The sequence below is a fragment of the Neobacillus sp. PS2-9 genome, assembly GCF_030915525.1.
Classification (GTDB): Bacteria; Bacillota; Bacilli; order Bacillales; family Cytobacillaceae; genus Neobacillus.
In genome coordinates, this window is sequence record NZ_CP133269.1 from 1,876,491 (window position 1) to 1,895,930 (window position 19,440).

General features: G+C 37.2%; 18 protein-coding genes and 1 other RNA gene. 13 read left to right on the top strand and 6 right to left on the bottom strand.

Annotation, left to right across the window (positions count from 1 at the left end):
- Positions 1 to 35: 35 nt before the first annotated feature.
- Together RCG25_RS09380 and recU are read right to left on the bottom strand one after the other, a co-directional pair.
- Positions 36 to 2,615 (bottom strand): transglycosylase domain-containing protein, encoded by a 2,580-nt coding sequence (locus tag RCG25_RS09380; protein WP_308083408.1) that lies wholly within the window; start codon positions 2,613 to 2,615, stop codon positions 36 to 38.
- A gap of 48 nt (positions 2,616 to 2,663) precedes the next feature.
- On the bottom strand, positions 2,664 to 3,266 hold the full coding sequence (gene recU / locus RCG25_RS09385; protein ID WP_308083409.1) for a Holliday junction resolvase RecU: 603 nt from the start codon (positions 3,264 to 3,266) through the stop codon (positions 2,664 to 2,666).
- 192 nt (positions 3,267 to 3,458) lie between these two features.
- Between recU and RCG25_RS09390 the strand changes: the two genes are divergently transcribed.
- The 3 genes from RCG25_RS09390 to RCG25_RS09400 all read left to right on the top strand — a co-directional run bounded on the left by RCG25_RS09390 (position 3,459) and on the right by RCG25_RS09400 (position 5,501).
- Positions 3,459 to 4,442 (top strand): DUF2515 family protein, encoded by a 984-nt coding sequence (locus tag RCG25_RS09390; protein ID WP_308083410.1) that lies wholly within the window; start codon positions 3,459 to 3,461, stop codon positions 4,440 to 4,442.
- Positions 4,443 to 4,782: 340 nt separating this feature from the next.
- Entirely contained in the window at positions 4,783 to 5,058 is a 276-nt protein-coding gene (locus RCG25_RS09395) for a hypothetical protein (protein ID WP_308083411.1), read from the top strand.
- Positions 5,059 to 5,144: 86 nt separating this feature from the next.
- On the top strand, positions 5,145 to 5,501 hold the full coding sequence (locus RCG25_RS09400; RefSeq protein ID WP_308083412.1) for a DUF1798 family protein: 357 nt from the start codon (positions 5,145 to 5,147) through the stop codon (positions 5,499 to 5,501).
- Between the two features lie 35 nt (positions 5,502 to 5,536).
- On the opposite strand, the gene yppF is transcribed toward RCG25_RS09400, so the two are convergent.
- Positions 5,537 to 5,746, bottom strand: coding sequence for a YppF family protein (gene yppF, locus RCG25_RS09405; protein WP_308083413.1), 210 nt, complete (start codon positions 5,744 to 5,746; stop codon positions 5,537 to 5,539).
- 380 nt (positions 5,747 to 6,126) lie between these two features.
- Here yppF and RCG25_RS09410 point away from each other — a divergent pair, with 380 nt between their 5' ends.
- A complete protein-coding gene (locus tag RCG25_RS09410; protein ID WP_308083414.1) occupies positions 6,127 to 6,681 on the top strand; it encodes a YppG family protein in 555 nt (184 codons plus the stop codon).
- Positions 6,682 to 6,735: 54 nt separating this feature from the next.
- On the opposite strand, the gene RCG25_RS09415 is transcribed toward RCG25_RS09410, so the two are convergent.
- Positions 6,736 to 7,218 carry an Hsp20/alpha crystallin family protein gene (locus RCG25_RS09415; protein WP_308083415.1) on the bottom strand — a complete coding sequence of 161 codons (483 nt, stop codon included), beginning with the start codon at positions 7,216 to 7,218 and terminating at the stop codon, positions 6,736 to 6,738.
- Positions 7,219 to 7,408: 190 nt separating this feature from the next.
- Here RCG25_RS09415 and hcp point away from each other — a divergent pair, with 190 nt between their 5' ends.
- A complete protein-coding gene (gene hcp, locus RCG25_RS09420; protein WP_308083416.1) occupies positions 7,409 to 8,707 on the top strand; it encodes a hydroxylamine reductase in 1,299 nt (432 codons plus the stop codon).
- 36 nt (positions 8,708 to 8,743) lie between these two features.
- Here the strand turns inward: hcp and RCG25_RS09425 are convergent, their stop codons facing one another.
- Complete coding sequence (locus RCG25_RS09425) at positions 8,744 to 9,442, bottom strand: Crp/Fnr family transcriptional regulator (RefSeq protein ID WP_308083417.1); 699 nt, start codon at positions 9,440 to 9,442, stop codon at positions 8,744 to 8,746.
- A gap of 127 nt (positions 9,443 to 9,569) precedes the next feature.
- Here RCG25_RS09425 and RCG25_RS09430 point away from each other — a divergent pair, with 127 nt between their 5' ends.
- From RCG25_RS09430 to RCG25_RS09470, 8 genes are all read left to right on the top strand, one after another.
- Positions 9,570 to 11,873, top strand: a complete 2,304-nt coding sequence (locus RCG25_RS09430) for a DEAD/DEAH box helicase (RefSeq protein WP_308083418.1) — start codon at positions 9,570 to 9,572, stop codon at positions 11,871 to 11,873.
- The gene (locus RCG25_RS09435) at positions 11,864 to 13,132 is read left to right on the top strand and encodes a ribonuclease H-like domain-containing protein (protein WP_308083419.1); all 1,269 of its coding nucleotides are present in this window, start codon (positions 11,864 to 11,866) and stop codon (positions 13,130 to 13,132) included. The genes RCG25_RS09430 and RCG25_RS09435 overlap by 10 nt, the downstream gene beginning before the upstream one ends.
- A 428-nt stretch (positions 13,133 to 13,560) precedes the next feature.
- Positions 13,561 to 13,977, top strand: coding sequence for a CotD family spore coat protein (locus tag RCG25_RS09445; protein WP_308083420.1), 417 nt, complete (start codon positions 13,561 to 13,563; stop codon positions 13,975 to 13,977).
- Between the two features lie 127 nt (positions 13,978 to 14,104).
- Positions 14,105 to 14,662: an SLOG family protein gene (locus RCG25_RS09450; protein WP_308084141.1), complete on the top strand. Its 558-nt coding sequence runs from the start codon at positions 14,105 to 14,107 to the stop codon at positions 14,660 to 14,662.
- Positions 14,663 to 14,800: 138 nt separating this feature from the next.
- The gene (gpsB, locus tag RCG25_RS09455; RefSeq protein WP_308083421.1) at positions 14,801 to 15,103 is read left to right on the top strand and encodes a cell division regulator GpsB; all 303 of its coding nucleotides are present in this window, start codon (positions 14,801 to 14,803) and stop codon (positions 15,101 to 15,103) included.
- Positions 15,104 to 15,184: 81 nt separating this feature from the next.
- Positions 15,185 to 15,582: RNase P RNA component class B (rnpB, locus tag RCG25_RS09460), an RNA gene on the top strand.
- Between the two features lie 176 nt (positions 15,583 to 15,758).
- On the top strand, positions 15,759 to 16,901 hold the full coding sequence (locus tag RCG25_RS09465; protein ID WP_308083422.1) for a THUMP domain-containing class I SAM-dependent RNA methyltransferase: 1,143 nt from the start codon (positions 15,759 to 15,761) through the stop codon (positions 16,899 to 16,901).
- A gap of 95 nt (positions 16,902 to 16,996) precedes the next feature.
- Positions 16,997 to 18,922, top strand: coding sequence for an ATP-dependent DNA helicase (locus RCG25_RS09470; protein WP_308083423.1), 1,926 nt, complete (start codon positions 16,997 to 16,999; stop codon positions 18,920 to 18,922).
- A 206-nt stretch (positions 18,923 to 19,128) separates the two neighbouring features.
- Here the strand turns inward: RCG25_RS09470 and RCG25_RS09475 are convergent, their stop codons facing one another.
- A complete protein-coding gene (locus RCG25_RS09475; RefSeq protein WP_308083424.1) occupies positions 19,129 to 19,428 on the bottom strand; it encodes a metal-sulfur cluster assembly factor in 300 nt (99 codons plus the stop codon).
- Positions 19,429 to 19,440: the final 12 nt, after the last annotated feature.

The window sequence follows — 19,440 nt, forward strand, 5'->3', positions numbered from 1 at the left end:
TAAAATCAACATTGTTCTTTAACACAGGCTTTTTATTAATAAGGTTCACGCGAGCCCGATCCTTGCCCACTTGAAGGAGTTCCAGGAAGTGTAGCCGGTGGGGTGGTACCACCTTGGTCTCCACCATCTCCACCGTCATTTTCGTTGCCGTCTCCATTGTTATTTCCATTACCATTGTTATTACCATTACCATTACCGTTACCATTTCCATCACCGTTGTTGCCATTCCCATTCCCTTGATCAATTTCAGGGGTTGGAATCTCTATGGCAGTAGTAGCAGGGTCACTCCTTTTATTATCTACAATTGCAATAATTGAGAAGGAATATTTTGCTCCTGGAATTGCTGGTATCATTAATGTAGTTTCTGCTTGTGTGTATTTCTTTTGAGCAGAACCATCATTGACAGTAATTTCGAACGTAACTGGTAAGTTTTTAGGGTTGTTGTAGTTCCATGTTAATGTAATGTTTTTAGAAACTTCATCATATTTTGAAGCTGCATTTGCTGGTGCCTCAAGTTTGGTATATTTCTCGGATACCTTTTTAGGAGCATGCCCTTTTACAGCATATTCTGTAGTGATTTCACTATCCGGTGTATATTCACTAGCAAGTACTGGAGGCATGGATCCTTTTTCGATTCTAACCTTTTGCACACTGTTAGGTATCTTGAAATCAGGTGTTTCGATATCTTTTGAGACATAAGCCATAAGTTTTTTAAAGATTAGCTGTGCAATTCTTTGATTGTCTCCGACAGCTGTAATTGGTGTTGAGCGGTCTTTGTATCCTGTCCAAATGGATGCAGTGTAATTTGTTGTATAGCCAGTAAACCAAGCATCCGGGACAGAGCTGCTGCTTTTTATATTCCATTTCTTCATTTCTTCATCTGTATAATTTGTTGTTCCTGTTTTTCCGGCAATTGGAAGTCCTGGTACTTTTGCTCTTGTTCCTGTTCCAGGAGATACGAGAACACTTTTTAACATATCTGTAACCATAAAGGCAGTTGAATCCTTCATGACTACCTTTGGTTTAAGGTCAGAGCTTATCATTGTACCATCACGCAATTTTATTTTATTTATAGCATGTGGTTTTGTATAAAGACCATTATTTCCAAATGCGCTATAGGCTCCAGCCATTTCTAGTGGGGAAACACCAACGGTTTTCCCGCCAAATCCTCCAATGGCATAGGATTCATATATTTCTTTTAAAGGTATACCAAGACCTAAAGCAAATCCCATTGCTCTATCTAATCCCACTTGTTGCAGTGCCTGGACGGCAGGAGTGTTCCTAGATAATTGCAGGGCAGTTCTAATTGTCATTGGGCCTTTATACTTTTGGTCCCAGTTTCCGAATTTTTTCCCAGTTGAATATGTAATGGGTTTATCTTCAATCATTTCATATGTTCCCCAATTTAAATATTCAATCGCAGGACCGTAATCAAGAACAGGCTTTATCGTTGATCCTGGCTGGCGCTGAGTATCGATTGCGTAGTTGAAACCGCGTTTTACCTGCTGGTTCCGTCCACCACCAATGGCCCGAATTTCTCCTGTCTTTGTATCTAAAAGGGCAATACCAGCTTGAAATTCCTCATCTGGATAGTTAATAATTCCTTCTTTTGAATTTAGGATTTTTTCTACTTGATCTTGGGCATTCGTATCTAAGGTTGTATAAATCGTTAAACCATCTGTAAAAATATCAAAATCGGTAGTTGCTTTTACTTCATCAATAACAGCATCAACAAATGCACCGTAAGGGTCTTCATCTACCTTACGCTGATCCGGTGGTAAAACGGTCGATGCAACTGAAACCTTTTGTGCCTCTTCCATTTGCTCTTTTGTAATATATCCATGCTGATGCATTAATGTTAAGACGATGTTCCGTCTTTTCTCAGCTAAGTCAGGGTGTGTAAACGGATTATAATTATTGGGACTTTGAGGCATCCCTGCAATTTGAGCAGCTTCTGATAACGTTAAATCCTTTAGTTCTTTGCCATAATAAATTTTTGCCGCAGTAGCAATACCATGACTGTTTTGTGATACAAACACCTTATTTACATACATTTCAAAGATTTGGTGCTTGGTATATTGTTGTTCAAGCTTATAGGAAAGCCATGCTTCCTGAACTTTTCGCTTTAATGTTTTTTCATGAGTTAAAAATGAGTTTTTAACTACCTGCTGGGTAATGGTACTACCACCTTCTGCACCAAATCCGTGTTGGAAGTTTGCTATAACGGCTCCTCCAAGGCGAATGGGGTCAATCCCGTGGTGCTTGTAAAAACGATAATCTTCTGTCGCTAAAATGGCATTTTCAACTTGCTTTGGTATGTCTTTATAATTCACATATTCGCGGTTTACGGCACCTACTTCAGTAATCGGTTTGCCATCTTTATCTAATATTTTAGAAGGGATTGGATCTTTCAATAGTTTTGGATCAAGTGCGGGAGCATCCTTTACTAAATAGGCGAAAGTCCCAACTCCAGTAATAATACCTACGATTCCAAGAATAACAAGACTTAAAAAAATTTTCTTAAAAAGTCCGCCTGATTTTTTCTTGGCTTTTGGTTTACCTTTGGATTGGAGTTTCTTTCGGCGCTCCTCTCTTGATTTGTATTGTTCAGACATATAATAATTCCTTCCTTTCTAACTTCCACTTTTCCACTTTTAGAAGATCTACAGTCTTTCTATTACTTTAATATAGTCAATTCTAGGTTGAAATCCAAGTGGAATGCGATGACCTTTTTCTTCAATTTCTTCTTTGGTAATTGATTTTCTGCCACCGCTCAACATTCGTTCCCAATACATTAACAAATGTTTTGCTTCTAACAGGTAAACTTGTTCAAATTTGGTAAAACGAAGAATAACGAAACAAATACCTCCTTGAGAAATGACCTCATCCATATGCTGAATTTGGTGCTCGTGGAAGTTTTTCAATGGAAAGGAGGTAGGGTTCTGCGTTTCCTTAGCTTCAAAATCAATATATTTACCTTTATATACCCCATTATAATCAGTAGTTGACGCAAGCTTAAAATAAGCTTCTTTAATAACTGCAGCGCTTCGATTTGGATAGTCAACCTGAACGATTTGAACAGGTGTAGGTTTTTTGTGAATCACGGCAATTTTTCTTTCACGATAGTATTCATTTGTTTCATTTAAATCTTCCTCTAGTGTCATACCTCGGTTACTATAAGAACTATTTTTCTTTTTTTTGTTTGTATTTCCAGATTCCTGTTCAATGGGTTTGTACTTTTTTCCATTTGGATAGTTAAAATTCATATTTTTGCACCTCTCAAGCTATTCCCTATCATACCAAATCTTAGAGTAATCGAGGTGTATAATATATTGTTGTTAACACACTCTAATAACAATTGTACCGTGAAAGTTACACATAAACATGATTCATTTTTCTTAGAAGACGTAATTCCATAGGACTCATTCTCTATTAAAAAATATAAGGGAAGATGAACAATGAATTTGAATCACCTAACGATACAGGAACAAACAATCATTCGTCAAATTATACATGAATCGAATAAGAAAAACATTGATAACGTATCAAGAACAGAAGCCTATTTTACATATTTTAAGAAAAATCCTGATATCATTTGGTCCTTTCTTGCAAGTATGGTTTCAAGAAACGGCGGATGGAATATGTGTGATCTCGAGGGACACATATTTCCGCATCTTTTAGCAGAAAAAGTTAGGAAACAGCTTTTCCTTACGTATGAGAGAGCTAACTGGCTTATTTTTCATGACGTTTTTCCACAATTGCTGCTCTATCAATATTCGACGAAAATAAATCGACCAATGTTTCATTTACTTCCTTATTTCCATGTATCTTCTTTTATACAAAATGAGTGGCAGAGATACTGGTTTAATAATGATAAGGAAAGGCTCACAAGGGCTTTGATAATAAATGAGCAAAATGTGATCCATACACCTGTGATTGAGCATCCTGTATATAAGAAAAAGGTCTTTCATTCTATGATTTTTTCTTTCCAGGATTGGCTGCATTTTAGCTGTGTCCTGTTTCCAACTTGCGGGGGGGAAGTGTATGGTGCTAGTGTTAATGGATTTAAATCATTATCGAAGAGAATAAATTTAGGAAAGAGATTGGCAAGTATTCTTTTTCATCCAAGGTTGTTTCCATACTTTTTAGAGTTTGCTGAGAAAACACCACATACTGGATCAAGATATGATTATGAAAAGTATTTTAAGAATAAGACAGTGAGAAGGACACCGGTACTTAGGGCCACTTTTCCAGTAATTGAACATTATCAGCATTTTTACGAGGACTGGAGTTTAGAGAGGCGAGTATCTCCAGTTTGGTTATATTTCCCTGCCCGCCATCGACATCCCATACATCTTACAGATTGGTATTTTAAAAAATCACACCAGCTTCAATTAATGCTGTCACTCCATCAAGTATTGCAATTAAAAAAGTGGGAATAAAAAAGCAAGGCTTCCCTTGCTTTTTTTGCTGTTTTTTTACTCTGCTGGGCGATTAGGGCCTTCTAGCTTCTTATCACCATAGCCTGTTCTTTTTGCTGTTTCTGATTGTGTTTGTTTAGTGGTTTGGTTTGTCTTTTTTGCCATTTTTAAAACACCTCCAATAGTAGCTTGTGCGGTTTTTCAATTTTTCATGCGAACTTATAAGTTGTCGAATGGACATTATGAATATGCAGTTTTGACACTATCTTTGACGAATTGCTTCTAGTTTTGTCATGCCGGAAGGAAGCCTATGAAAGAAGGAGAATTATACCTAATAGAATAATGCGAGGAGGATATATATATGAATAAGCCGCTGTCCGAAAAGGAAAAATTGCTTACTATGCTGACAGAGATATACGATCAATTAGAAGAATTGGAGTCTGTTCTAGAAGCATCTTTCTCCGACCTACGCTCCAGTTTAAATCAAGAGGAACAGGAAAAATTAACATTACCCGTTCAAAAACTTTCAGCCATAGAAAATAAAATAGAAAACCAAAGTGCTACTCAAGACATAGTAGATGAGTACTCAGACAACAACCAAGTAGCAAAAGCTCTAAAACTTGAATTAGGATTTTAATTTCCGCTAAAATGAAAGTACTTGCCAAAAGTAGCAATGGGAACTGCTACTTTTTTATTTTGTATTAGTAGAAGGGAATAAAAGAAATGTTAGAAGAAATTTTCCATTTAACAGAAAAACTTTTGAATTATAACCAATTATTCATGAAATATTACCAGGAAGGTCGGAATACAGGCATAAAGTATGAATTTAACGATGTAATTAAACCATTTTCAGATGAAGTGAAAGGCATAAATGACGAGTGGAAAAAGGAAATGAAAAGATGGCTGACAGTGACCGATCATAAAAATCTTCATTTAAAGCAAATTGATACTACATCAGAACATATTGAACAATTATCCATTCAAGCCTTCTTTCCTGAAACTAGTAGAACAAGGTTTTTAAATGCTCATCGTACAGTAGACTATTTCTTGCAGGAAGTTATAAAAGAATTAAAAAAATAGAAAAGAGATGCTGAGGCATCTCTTTAATAGGTGTTTTATGAATTTTCGATGAGGGAGTTTTCGCTTTCTGTCTTAGGTATTGCCGCACCTTGATTTTCAAGTTCACGGACAAGTAGGCGATATTCTTTTATGCTAATTTCGTTATGAATATACGCTTTCTTAGCAAAATCCATTAATGCGTTAACGTCATCTGTTTGATAGTCCCGACTTTGAATAAATTTGCTTTTTAATTCGTGAATGTCCATATTTAGCTCCTCCTTCATCCTTTTTTCTATCGTAACACGAAATGAAAGGATTCCTAGTTTTTAAAATATTTAAACTTTAGACAAAATTCCTCTTTATTTGACAATGTCCTTTGCTAGAGGATGTGTTAAAGAACAATGTTGATTTTTACACCCTGTTGATTGGAGCGGAAGGCACGAAGACTCCTGTGGGAGTATGGTTCAGGGGAGACCCCGCAGGCGCATGCGCCGAGGAGGCTCGCCGAAACACCCACGGAAAGCGAAGTGCCTGGAGCGGAAATCAACAGACTAGTTTAACAGAGCATTGCTATAAAATAATCACCTTTTTATTCTGTTCTTCATAAACTGTGTAATAGAGAATGATAAAGAGGAGATGTTTGCCCATGATCAGTGGAAAAAGACCAAATCAATTCTTTAATTATGGATACTCGGGGCAAATGATGCACCAAGATCCGGTAAGCACTCAATGGCAGCAACCGTATATGAATCGAAACCAGCCATATCCTTACCAAAATCAAGTTCAAAATTATGAATGGAATCCCTATCAACAACAAAATCCATACTACCCACAGACATTTCAGCCATTTAATCAAAACTATCAACAAGGCTATGTTCCACAAAATGTGCCATACCAGAATCAATCAAATTCTCAAAAGGATTCGCAATTTCTTTTTCAGAACCCGTTGCAGCCAAAGGAGGAAATGAATCCCCCCCAATCCTACATGCCTATGAATGGATACCCGATGATGAATCCTTATCCAAAATCAAATATGATTCCTAAACAACCAGGTGGGGTACAATCATTATTAAATTCCTTTAAGTCACAAGATGGATCGGTAGATTTTACGAAAATGGTTAATACTGCAGGACAAATGATGAATGCTGTCAATCAAGTATCATCGCTTGTAAAAGGATTTGGTGGAATATTTAAAGTATAAGAGAGAGGCTGACTCATAGCTACGTGAGTCAGCCTCATTGCTTTTAGTGCTTTTTTAATCTTCAATTTCAATCATTTTTCCTTTTTCTTGCGGGATTTTAATTTGTAGTAAACCGTCCCTGTAGGAGGCTTTTACCATTTTTTCATTAATTGCATGTGGAAGTGAAATGGTTCGGGATGATTGCTGTCGAGTAATTCTTTGGCGATATAGTTTATTTATGTCGTCCTCTTCTGTTTCTAGCTCTTTATTTTCTACTGTAATGGTTAAGTAATTTCCCGTAATATTTAAATTGATTTGCTCTCTTTGTACCCCAGGAAGTTCAGCCGTGATGATATATTCTTTTCCTGTTTCAACCGTTTCTACATGAAAACCAGATCCAACTGGAAAAGGAGTTTTAAAGAAATCATCAATTGATTGTAAAAATCCCCTTACTGGTTTTTCAGTGAAGAAATCATTCATCGATTTAAATAATTCACGAAAAGGCTCAGGCAATGGTTTCTTTCCGTTATTTTTATCTTCAGGCAGCATAGATGACATAATAGTTCCTCCTCTTTCCAATATTTCACTTCATATAATATGCAGATGAAACTAGGGAGGTGCCGCCATAATATGGCTATAAACTTTTGAACGATTTATTACAACTTGAATTTCTGTGATATATATCACATTAATATTGGGTGATTGTTTGTATGCTAGGCAGTAGTTTTAGGAAAGTGAGGAAAAATACATGTTCTGTTATCAATGTGAACAAACACCATCAGGTGGTTGTAAAGTTATTGGAGTATGTGGAAAAGATGAAACCATTGCCAGTTTACAAGATACGATTATTTTTGGATTAAAAGGTATAGCAGCCTATCGAACACATGCTAACCAACTAGGATATACAGATGCTTTTGTAGATGCAACCACACATGAAGCATTATACTTAACGTTAACCAATTCTAACTTTAACGTGCAGGAACATATCGACATGGCGATGAAAGTAGGGCAGGCAGCTGTCCGTGTGATGGGAATGCTTGATGAAGCCCATACAAATCGTCTAGGCATTCCAGAACCTATCCGTGTAAGTCAAAACAAAATTGAGGGGAAATGTATTGTTGTTACTGGACATAACCTTTTTGCATTAGAAGAGTTATTAAAGCAAACAGAAGGAATGGGCATAAATATATATACCCACTCTGAAATGCTGCCCGCTCATGGTTATCCTGCATTAAAGAAATATACCCATTTAAAAGGTAATATCGGTAAAGCATGGTATGATCAGCGCCGCCTTTTTGAGGCATTTCCTGGAGCTATCCTGGCAACTACAAACTGTGTTATGCCTATTAAAGGGACTTATGCGGATAGAATGTTTACATATGAAGTGGCCGGACTAGAGAATGTAGAAAAAATTGTGAACGATGACTTTTCTCCTTTAATTGAGAAAGCATTAGAGCTTCCTGAAGCGGCAGTAGATTCTAATGAAACATTACTAACAGGGTTTCATCATGAAACTGTTTTAGGCTTGGCACCTGAAGTAATAGAGGCGGTAAAAACAGGGAAGATTAAGCGGTTCTTTGTTATTGCTGGATGTGATGCTCCTGGGCATGGAGGGGATTATTACCGTGAACTGGCAACATCCCTGCCACCAGAAGCAGTTATTTTAACCACCTCTTGTGGAAAATTCCGCTTTAATGATGTGGATTATGGGGTTGTTCCTGGGACAAATATTCCAAGATACATCGATCTTGGGCAATGTAATAACTCCGGTTCAACGGTGAAAATTGCAATGGCATTAGCTGATGCCTTTGAATGTGAAATTAACGAGCTTCCAGTAAGTATTGTATTATCCTGGTTTGAACAAAAAGCGGTTGCTATTCTGCTTGGGCTTTTCAGCTTAGGTATCCGAGATATCCGCATTGGACCTAAGCCGCCAGAATTTATTTCTGAAGGAGTTCTTCAAGTCCTCCAAGAAACATTTAACTTAAAATTAATAGGTACGGCAAAAGAAGATATGGAAGAAATGCTTCAGCTTGCTGTAAAATAAACAAGAACCCGTCTTTGACGGGTTTTTGTTTATTTTTTAGATTAAATGAATTTCTTCCATTAGTATCTCTATGTCAACAATCATATTGCCTTCTTCATCTACTTCGATTAATTCATCCTTTTTCATCTTAGTAAGTGTTCGGCTGATAGTTTCCCGTGTGGTACCAATCATGTTGGCCAAATCTTTATTGGTGAATTCTGATTTTAATAGAATGGTTCCATCACCTTTTTCTTGACCGTGCTTTTGTGCTAGACGAATGATTAGCTTGATAATCTGTTCATACGTATTATTCAAAATTTGCTCTTCTAATCGGTTTTGTAAATCTACAATTTTTTCACCAAGTACCTTAAACACTTTAATACATAGTTCAGGGTTATCTATAAGTACAGATTCAAATTTTGATATTGGAACAGCAATTAGTGTTGATGGTTCGATAACTTCAGCATAAGCTGGGTAATCTCCTTTTCTAAAAAAACCAACATGAGGAAACATTTCTCCTTTTTTTGCTATGGCTACAATTTGTTCTTTCCCATTAATATCACTTTTGTAAATTTTAATTTTGCCATCATAAATAAAATAAACATTTTCAAGCGGGTCACCTTGAAGGAACACATGGCTCTGTTTTTTCCAATCTCGTGCAATAGCGATGTCAGTTATTTTTGTTAATTCCAGATCATTTAATTCTCGAAAAAGCGAGAATTCCGAAAGAACTTTCTTAATTGTTTCTATTTTCATTCCATCACCTACAAATTTATTTCAGTTATCTTCTATTGTAACAAAAATTCCATCAATAGTTTATTTTTATGATATACTTTTTTAACGAACGTTCATTCGCTGGAATAGAAGTAACGAGGTGAAGAGCATGTATGGAAAGAAAAGCCTGCAAGAAATGTTAATAGAATTGAAATTAAAACAAGATTTTAAAGAAAATATTGTTACTTGGCATACGATCCCGGAAAAACCAGCACAATCTGTTTCACTACCAGATGAGTTGAACCCGGTGTTGAAACAATCATTAAAAACAAAGGGAATAGAGCAGCTATATATCCATCAAAAATCAGCCTATGAGAAAACTATGGGTGGGAAAAGTATCGTTGCTGTTACACCGACGGCTTCAGGGAAAACCCTTTGCTATAACCTCCCAGTTCTCCAATCGATTCTACAGGATCCTAATTCGAGAGCATTGTATTTATTCCCTACGAAAGCACTCGCCCAGGACCAAAAAAGTGAAATAAATGAAATTATTCAAGCAGCAGGGGTAAATATAAATAGTTATACCTATGATGGTGATACACCTGCTAATATTCGCCAAAGGGTAAGACAGGCTGGACATGTAGTGATTACAAATCCTGATATGCTTCACTCAGCGATCCTCCCACATCACACAAAATGGGTGTCTCTTTTTGAAAACCTAAAATTCATTGTTATTGATGAACTCCATACATATCGTGGAGTGTTTGGAAGTCATGTTGCCAATGTAATTAGAAGATTGAAGAGAATTTGTCGTTACTACGGAAGCAACCCAGTTTTTATTTGTACATCTGCAACCATAGCAAATCCATTAGAACTAGCGGAGAAATTAACAGAAGAAAAAATGTGTCTTATTGATAATAACGGTGCACCAAGCGGTATAAAGCATTTTCTCTTTTATAATCCCCCCATTGTAAACAAGCCGTTAAATATTAGAAGAAGTGCAACTCTGGAGGTTCGAAAAATAGCGGGAGAATTGTTGAAAAATAAAATTCAAACGATTATTTTTGCAAGAAGTAGAGTAAGAGTTGAGATCATCCTGACATACTTGCAGGAGTTGGTAAAGAATCAGTTAGGGGACAAGTCCATAATGGGCTATCGAGGAGGATATCTTCCAACAGAAAGAAGAAAAATTGAGAAGGGGCTGCGCTCAGGAGAGATATACGGTGTTGTCAGCACAAATGCACTTGAATTAGGGGTTGATATTGGTCAACTCCAGGTCTGCATTATGACTGGTTATCCAGGAACCATTTCCAGCGCTTGGCAGCAGGCAGGAAGGGCAGGAAGACGTCACGGAGAAGCTCTTGTTATTATGGTGGCGAGTTCAAGTCCACTTGATCAATATATCATTCAGAACCCTGCATACTTTTTGGAAAAGAGCCCAGAGACAGCTAGGATAAATCCTGATAACCTGATTATCTTGATTGACCATATGAAATGCGCTGCCTACGAGCTGCCATTTAAAGCGGGAGAACAGTTTGGTACTGTTGGGACTGAAGAACTTTTGGAGTATTTAACAGAGGAAAGAGTTTTATATCGGAATGGGGATAAATGGTTCTGGATGAATGATTCATTCCCTGCACATAATATTAGTTTGCGATCGGCATCTCAAGAGAATGTGATAATTGTAGATCAATCGGATGTGGCAAATGTGAAAGTAATTGGAGAAATGGACCGTTTCTCGGCCATGACACTCCTACATGATGAGGCTATCTATCTGCATCAAGGTAACCAGTACCAAGTAGAAAAATTGGATTGGGAAGAAAAGAAGGCGTTCGTGAGGGAAGTGGACGTTGACTATTTTACAGATGCTAATTTAGCCGTTCAATTAAAAGTATTAGAAGTGGACAAACTTATACCATTGCAGCAGGCAGAAATAGGTTTTGGTGATGTAAGTGTAAGGGCTATGGCAACAATTTTTAAAAAAATCAAATTTGAAACACACGAAAATATAGGCTCCGGACCCATCCATCTTCCAGAAGAGGAGCTTCATACGAATGCGGCTTGGATTTCACTAAATAGACCACTTGGCGAAATGGGACATGAGCGGCTTGAACAAGGTCTGATTGGTACTGCACATGCACTGAGGTCCATCGCACCACTGTTTGTAATGGCTGACCCTCAAGACATCCATGTGATTCCACAAGTAAAAGCGGATCATAATGAAAAGCCAACCATATTTTTCTATGATCGTTATCCCGGTGGAATAGGCTTAAGTGAAAAATTATACACTGGCATGTCTAAGGTGTTCATAGAAACAAAAAATATGATTAATCGGTGTCAATGTGAATCAGGATGTCCATCGTGTATTGGAACAGATACAGTAAGTGAGACAGCTAAAAAGGATGCCTTAAACATTCTTGAAGCATTCCTTCGTGTTTCTGGAATTGACAAGGATGTGGAGCCATGTCTTTAAAAAACAAGTTGAAACGGCTAAAACCTCATTTATCAGCAGGAGTAACAGGAGAGGTTAATAAACCTCTTCCAACGGAGATCCCAGTCAAAGAAGTTCCTTACAGGGAACGATGGGAGCAAGAAGGTGTTTTTCCGTATTTTATGGACCAGGATTTCTGTTTAATTAGAGAAGTGAAATATCCACTTTCCCAGAAGCATGGACAATACTGTTTTCGTGATTTTCTTACCGCTGTTGATGTATGGAATAAGCAGTCTATTAATCATCCCTTGTCAGCAAAAGGACATAACGCGGAGGAATTATTCTTTTTTGACACAGAGACAACAGGTCTTGGCGGTGGAGTGGGGAATACAATTTTTTTGCTTGGATATGCTAGTTTTTCTGGAGAAGAGCTGATTTTGAGGCAACATATTCTTCCTCATCCGGGAGCGGAGGTGCCTTTATACCAAAGCTTTTTGGAAAACGTCAATTATAAAACATTAGTTACCTATAATGGGAAATCGTTTGATTGGCCACAGGTGAAAACAAGACACATGCTTGTGAGAGAGCATGTACCAAAGTTACCGAAATTTGGACACTTTGATTTATTTCATGCTGCAAGAAGGCTATGGAAGCACAAATTGGAGCGCTTAAAATTGTCAATTGTTGAAAAAGAGGTATTGGGTGTTGAAAGGATCGATGATATTCCAGGATTTTTAGCACCGATGATATATTTTGATTTTATTGAAAGCAATCAACCTGAAGGGATGCTTGGTATATTAAAACATAATGAGATAGACATCCTTTCGCTCGTTACTTTGTATACCCATTTAACCTTTCAATTGTGTGGAATCGATAAAAATCAGACAAGGGCTGAAACATATGAGGTGGGTCGTTGGTTTTCCACCTTAGGAGAGAAGCAGGAAGCTGAAAAAGTATTGACCAAGCTTACTACAGAAAGAGATGTTACGTCATTTCAAGCAAAGCTTACCCTTGCGTTTCAATTGAAACAAGAAGGTAATTGGGAGCAAGCTCGGATATTGTTCGAGGATGTTGTTGAATCCGGTGTAGAAGAGATGATGTTAAAAGCTTGTGTAGAGTTAGCGAAAATTTTTGAACATAGACAAAAAGAGTTCCGACGTGCAATTGAATATTGCCAAAAAGCGATTTACCTACGAAATCAATCGAAAAATCTAAAGTCTTTGAAGGGACAAATATCCTTGGAGCAGCTTGAAAACAGGTTTAAACGTTTAGAACGAAAATTTGCGAAATTTCCCAGGTAAGCGCAAAATTCGTCAAAATTATTAGTTAAATGGTTATTTTCGCCATAGTTCGATTAATTGCCACGAATTTTTAACAATTTATTATAAAAAACCAGCATTTCCATATTGTTTATTGTAGTTGAAAAAGGTAAAATTTGAAATTGGATTGAGAAAAAAACGACTATAAAACTTATGGAGCTGGTAATTTTGTATAAAGCCATTTTATTCTTATTTTTTATTGTCGTATGTTTGACTGCTGTTGTTTTTACAAGCTTGAAAGATAGCTTTTATTCGATGTTATAGATTGCTTGTCCATTTAAACATTAATAAACAATCAGACTTTTTGGATTCTCTGATTTGTAAAAAATAGGTGTTTTCCTTAGTACAAGAGTAACTCCTTCAACATAGGCTGTTAATGTAAACAGAATATTTGAAGGGAGAGCATTATAATGTATTTAGGAACTAATTTTATGCCGCCAGTCATTCATCCGACACAACAAATTGTGAACCACACTTTTTCAACAACGGTGGTGCCACATATTCATCCAGTACACACTACAACGGTAAATCACCATATGTACCAACATAAACACTTCTGCCCACAAACAGCATCATGTTGCGAAGAGGAATGTAATCAGCATATTAACTGCTGTAATCCATGTGCACCAGTTATGCCGGCAGCAATGCCTGCTCCAAATGCCGTGCCAAATATGCTACCAGGTATGGGAGCTCCAGGAGGCCCAGGTTTTGGACCAGGAGGCCCAGGCTTTGGACCAGGAGGCCCGGGATTTGGACCAGGAGGCCCAGGCTTTGGCCCAGGTGCCCCAGGCTTTGCACCAGGACCATTCATGGGACCTCGTCCCTAAGGAGAATGTTTCAATTGCAAGGGCTTCTAGCCCTTGTTTTTTATTTATGTTTACAATATTGTATGCTTGCTTTATAAAAATGTTTGTCCTATTTTAAAATTTTTATATAAAGGAGAACATTTCTTTGATAAAAGTGCTTGCGATTTCAGGATATAAACCATTTGAATTAGGAATTTTTAAGAAGGATCACCCATCTGTCCAATATATTAAAGCGGCTTTTAAGAAGGCTTTAATACCAATGATGGAACAAGGATTAGAATGGGTATTAATTAGTGGACAATTGGGAGCTGAATTATGGGCGGCCGAAGTTTTGTTTGATTTACAAACCGAATATCCTGGGATAAAACTGGCAGTCATCACCCCTTTCCTTGACCAGCAAGCATCTTGGAATGAAAATAATAAAGAATGGTACGAATCCGTTCTAGCAAGAGCAGATTTTATTGATTCTGTAACAAAAAAGGGATATGAAAAACCATGGCAATTTAGATTAAAAAATCAATTTTTTATTGAAAAGAGCGACGGTCTTCTCCTGTTTTTTGATCTGGAAAAAGAGGGAAGCCCTAAATACCTGTATGAAATGGCTATACAATTTCAAAAAAATCACGAGTACCCTGCAGAGTTAATTACGTTTTACGATTTACAAACGATTGTCGAAGAAGAACAATTAAAACAAATGGATTTTTAGGGTATGTTTTGTACTCTTATTGCATATTTTTATAATGATTTATAAATCCTTCATTTCTTAAAACAAAAGAAAATTGACAAAAGCACATATTTTTGAAAAAATAATAGGTAACGATTGGCGAATACTGAGGTGATTTTAATGCTTTCCGATAAAGTTAAGTTAACAGCTAAGGATATTTTAGAAAAAGAGTTCAAGACTGGTGTACGTGGTTATAAACAAGAAGACGTTGATAAATTTTTAGATTTAATAATTAAGGATTATGAAACTTTTCATCAGGAAATCGAGGATTTACAGCAAGAAAATCTTAGACTTCGTAAACAAGTAGAAGATAGTTCGAAAAGACAGCCAGTGGCACAACCTGCTGGAACGACGAACTTCGATATTTTAAAGCGATTATCTAACTTAGAAAAACATGTTTTTGGCAATAAACTCTACGATTAACAGATTGTACGGTCATTTCCTAATAATAACCATTGAATAAACAGCATGAATTACATATAATAATAAATGTCTTCATTAATGACGTTCGGGTAATCGCTGCGAGGTGCTTTGCATCTTGTAGAGGAAAGTCCATGCTCGCACAAGCTGCGATGCTTGTAGTGTTCGTGCCTAGTGAAATCATAAGCTAGGGCAGCTGGGTCTAGCATCCAGTTGACGGCCGGGAAAATACCTAAGTCCATTAGGATATGGTATGAATACCTATAAAAGTGCCACAGTGACGTAACCTTTCTAGAAATAGAAAGGGTGGAACGGGTAAACCCCACGAGCGAGAAACCCAAATTATGGTAGGGGCGCTTTCTCTGAGGAATTGAACGAGGAGAAGGACAGATTCTTTATGAATCTGTAGATAGATGATTACCACCTAAGTACGAGACTAACAGTCGCTTGCAGTACTATGGTACAGAACATGGCTTACAGAACGTTATTAATGGGAATGTATGCTGGATATAAACGGCTCTCCTGATAGGGGAGCTTTTTTATTATTTTACTAAGTAAGTTGCATTCGTTAAGTGTTTTTTGTCAATAATGATAGCAAATCATAGGTTAATTCTGTAAAGTAAACAATACATAAATGTAATAAGTTAAGGGTGAAAAAATGGAAAAATATCAATTAATCGCCACTGCGGCAATGGGGCTTGAAGCACTAGTTGCAAAAGAAGTTAGGTCATTAGGGTATGACTGTGAGGTTGAAAATGGAAAGGTAATCTACACTGGAGATGAATCTGCGATTGCGCGCAGTAATTTATGGCTGAGAACAGCAGACCGAATAAAAATTAAGGTTGGAGAATTTAAGGCCTATACCTTTGATGAATTATTCGAGAAGACAAAATCACTTCCATGGGAACAATTCCTTCCAGAGGATGCTGAATTTCCTGTTATTGGTAAATCAGTCAAATCGAAGCTATTTAGTGTTTCGGACTGCCAGGCAATTGTTAAAAAAGCTGTTGTCGAACGGCTGAAAAAACATTATAAGCGAAGCACCTGGTTTGAAGAAAGTGGTGCTCTTTACCGCATTGAAGTTGCTTTGCTTAAGGATGTTGCAACCATAACAATTGATGCTAGCGGCCAGGGTCTTCATAAACGAGGTTACCGTATTGATCAAGGGGAGGCTCCGTTAAAGGAGACGCTTGCAGCTGCTCTTGTTATGCTTACAAATTGGAAAGCTGACCGACCGTTCATGGATCCATTTTGCGGCTCAGGAACGATTCCAATTGAAGCTGCCATGATTGGGCAAAATATAGCACCAGGCTTTAATAGAGAATTTGTTTCGGAAGGCTGGAATTGGATCCCTCAGAAGGTATGGGATGTGGCACGGAGTGAAGCGGAAGATTTGGCGAAGTATGATCAGCCTTTAGATATTTTAGGTACAGATATTGATCACCGAATGGTAAAAGTCGCCCAAGAGAACGCTTTTGAGGCTGGTTTTGGGGACCTCATTCAATTTAAGCAAATGCAAGTAAGAGATATCTCTACAACGAAGGAATATGGAGTAATAGTAGGAAATCCTCCTTACGGGGAAAGACTGGGGGAAAAGAAGGCTGTTGAACAAATGTATAAAGAAATGGGTCAAGCACTTAGTAAGCTAGATACATGGTCCATTTATATTTTGACATCTAATGAAGAGTTTGAGCAATTTTACGGAAAACCAGCTACAAAGAAAAGAAAACTTTTCAATGGTTTTATTAGAACAGATCTATATCAATACTGGGGAAAGCGTCCACCAAGACAAGAGGAATAGAAATAATTAGCTATTATTAAATAGTAAAAAGAAAAATAAGTTCTTTAGAACTAGGGTGTCTAATAGAGGCGCTCTTCTTTTTTTGGAGGGATATTATGCAAAATCGGATGCCGTTTGAAATCTCAAAAACAGAATCCTTTTATGACAAATTAAGTGAATGGATTGGCGATTTATTTTATGATATATTGCCAGAAGCTGGCTTTGAATTAAGGGATGAGCAAATTTTCATGGCTTTTCAATTAGAAAAAGCGTTCAAGGACAAAAAAATAATGTTTGCTGAAGCCGGTGTAGGAACAGGAAAAACGATTGTTTATTTACTTTATTCGATTATGTACGCTCGGTATACCAATAGACCCGCAGTGATTGCTTGTGCAGATGAAACATTGATTGAACAGCTTGTGAAAAAAGAGGGCGACATTGCGAAACTGGAAAAAGTACTTGGATTAAATATCGATGTTCGCTTGGCAAAATCAAGGGATCAGTATTTATGTTTAAAGAAGCTTGATCAAGTGAGGAATAATGACTTTTCAGATGATATTTCTGAAATCTATGAGAAATTACCTGATTTTGTTCACACAGGAAGTTCGATGCAAGCGTTTGAGAAATATGGTGACAGAAGGGAGTTTCCAAGTCTTTCTGATGATAAATGGAGTCATGTTAATTGGGATTCCCTACAAGATTGTTTTTCCTGTGAAAAACGCCATCGATGTGGTCTGACATTACACCGTGAATATTATCGTCATTCAACAGATCTAATTATCTGTTCCCATGATTTTTATATGGAACACGTTTGGACGAAAGAATCACGAAAACGAGAAGGACAGCTCCCATTATTACCTGAACATTCATCTGTTGTTTTTGATGAAGGACACTTACTTGAATATGCCGCACAAAAGGCATTAAGTTACCGCTTTACCGATTACACATTGGAAACACTGTTAACTAGGTTAATGGAAAACGAAGTACGTGAAAAGACATTGTATACGATTGATGAGGCTTTACTAGAGAATGAAGCATTTTTTAACACCATTACACAATTTTCCTCTCAATCAATAGGCTCAGAAAAACAAATAATTACTAAACATCCATTAGTAATGAAATCTTGTAGAAAACTGCTCTCGACTCTTCAAACGCTAGAAGAAGAGTTGGTTTTTGAAAGTGAATTATATGTTATTAATGAATATGACTTAAGAATTGTAGAGGAGTATTTAGAACAAATTACGTACTCTTTATCACTTTTTCTACAAGAATTAAACGGAATTACTTGGTTTGAAGAGAACAGAGGTGAACGGACACTTGTCATTATGCCAAAAATGGTTGAAGAAGTGATGAGAGAAGAGGTATTTTCACAGAAGAAACCGTTTATTTTCTCTTCAGCAACACTGGCTAATCAAAAATCCTTTGATTATATTGCTAAAAGTCTTGGTGTACAGGACTACCTGTCATTTTCTGTTTCATCGCCATTTGATTATGATGAAAAAATGAAAATCTATCTCCCGCGGTTTTTACCTGGCAATTTTGTTGAAAAAACAAAATACCTAGTAAAAATGATTCAGAAAACCGAGGGTCGTGCACTTATCCTTTTAAATAATAAAGAAGAACTGACCTACTTGAAAAGTAAGCTATTAGGGGCTGTTCCATATCCAATTTATTTTGAAGGTGATGAAGAGATAAGTACGCTTGTTTCCAAGTTTCAAAATGAAGAGCAGGCAATTCTATGTTCTATTCATCTTTGGGAAGGACTTGACATCCCAGGAAGATCACTTGAAAACGTGTTTATCTATTCCCTACCATATCCACCTAATGATCCTGTTTTTACTGCAAAAAGAGAAGGAGTTGCTCATCCGTTTGAAGAGGTGGACTTACCTTATATGCTCCTTCGCCTGCGTCAGGGAATAGGACGTTTAATCAGGAGTGAAACCGACGAGGGAATGGTGCACATCCTATTAGATGAAAACATCGATTCTGAGGTATTACAAAAAGTTAAGAATGCATTGCCTACGGAAGCAAAAGAACAATAAAACAAAAAAGCGGAAGCAGCCAATTTTGGCGCTTCCGCTTTTCTTTTTACCTAATAAGAATGTAAAATTCGACTTTGAGAATTGTCCAGCTCCAGCGCCTAGCCCCTCGGGTCAAATAACCTTCGGCAATAAAAGTCAAAAGGCGGACTTTTCTTGCCGAAGAACATTTGCCTGTCGGGGCTGAACAAGGCGCTTCCGCTTTTCTTTTAACGTCCTAATAGTTTTAGACCTTCTGGTGTCATTTTTTCTGGGGACCATGCTGGTTCCCAAACAAGATTAACTTCCACATTTCTTGTTTCTTCCAGTCCTTGAACACTATATCGGACACCTGTTGTGATGCTATCATGCAACGGGCAGCCAGGTGTTGTTAATGTCATGGTAATCGTAACATCGGCTTCATCAGAAACTTCAACATTATATATTAATCCAAGGTCAACCACATTGATATTTAATTCTGGATCGTAGACACTTTTTAATGCTTCTAGGACTTTTTCTTTTACAATCATGATGTACACCTC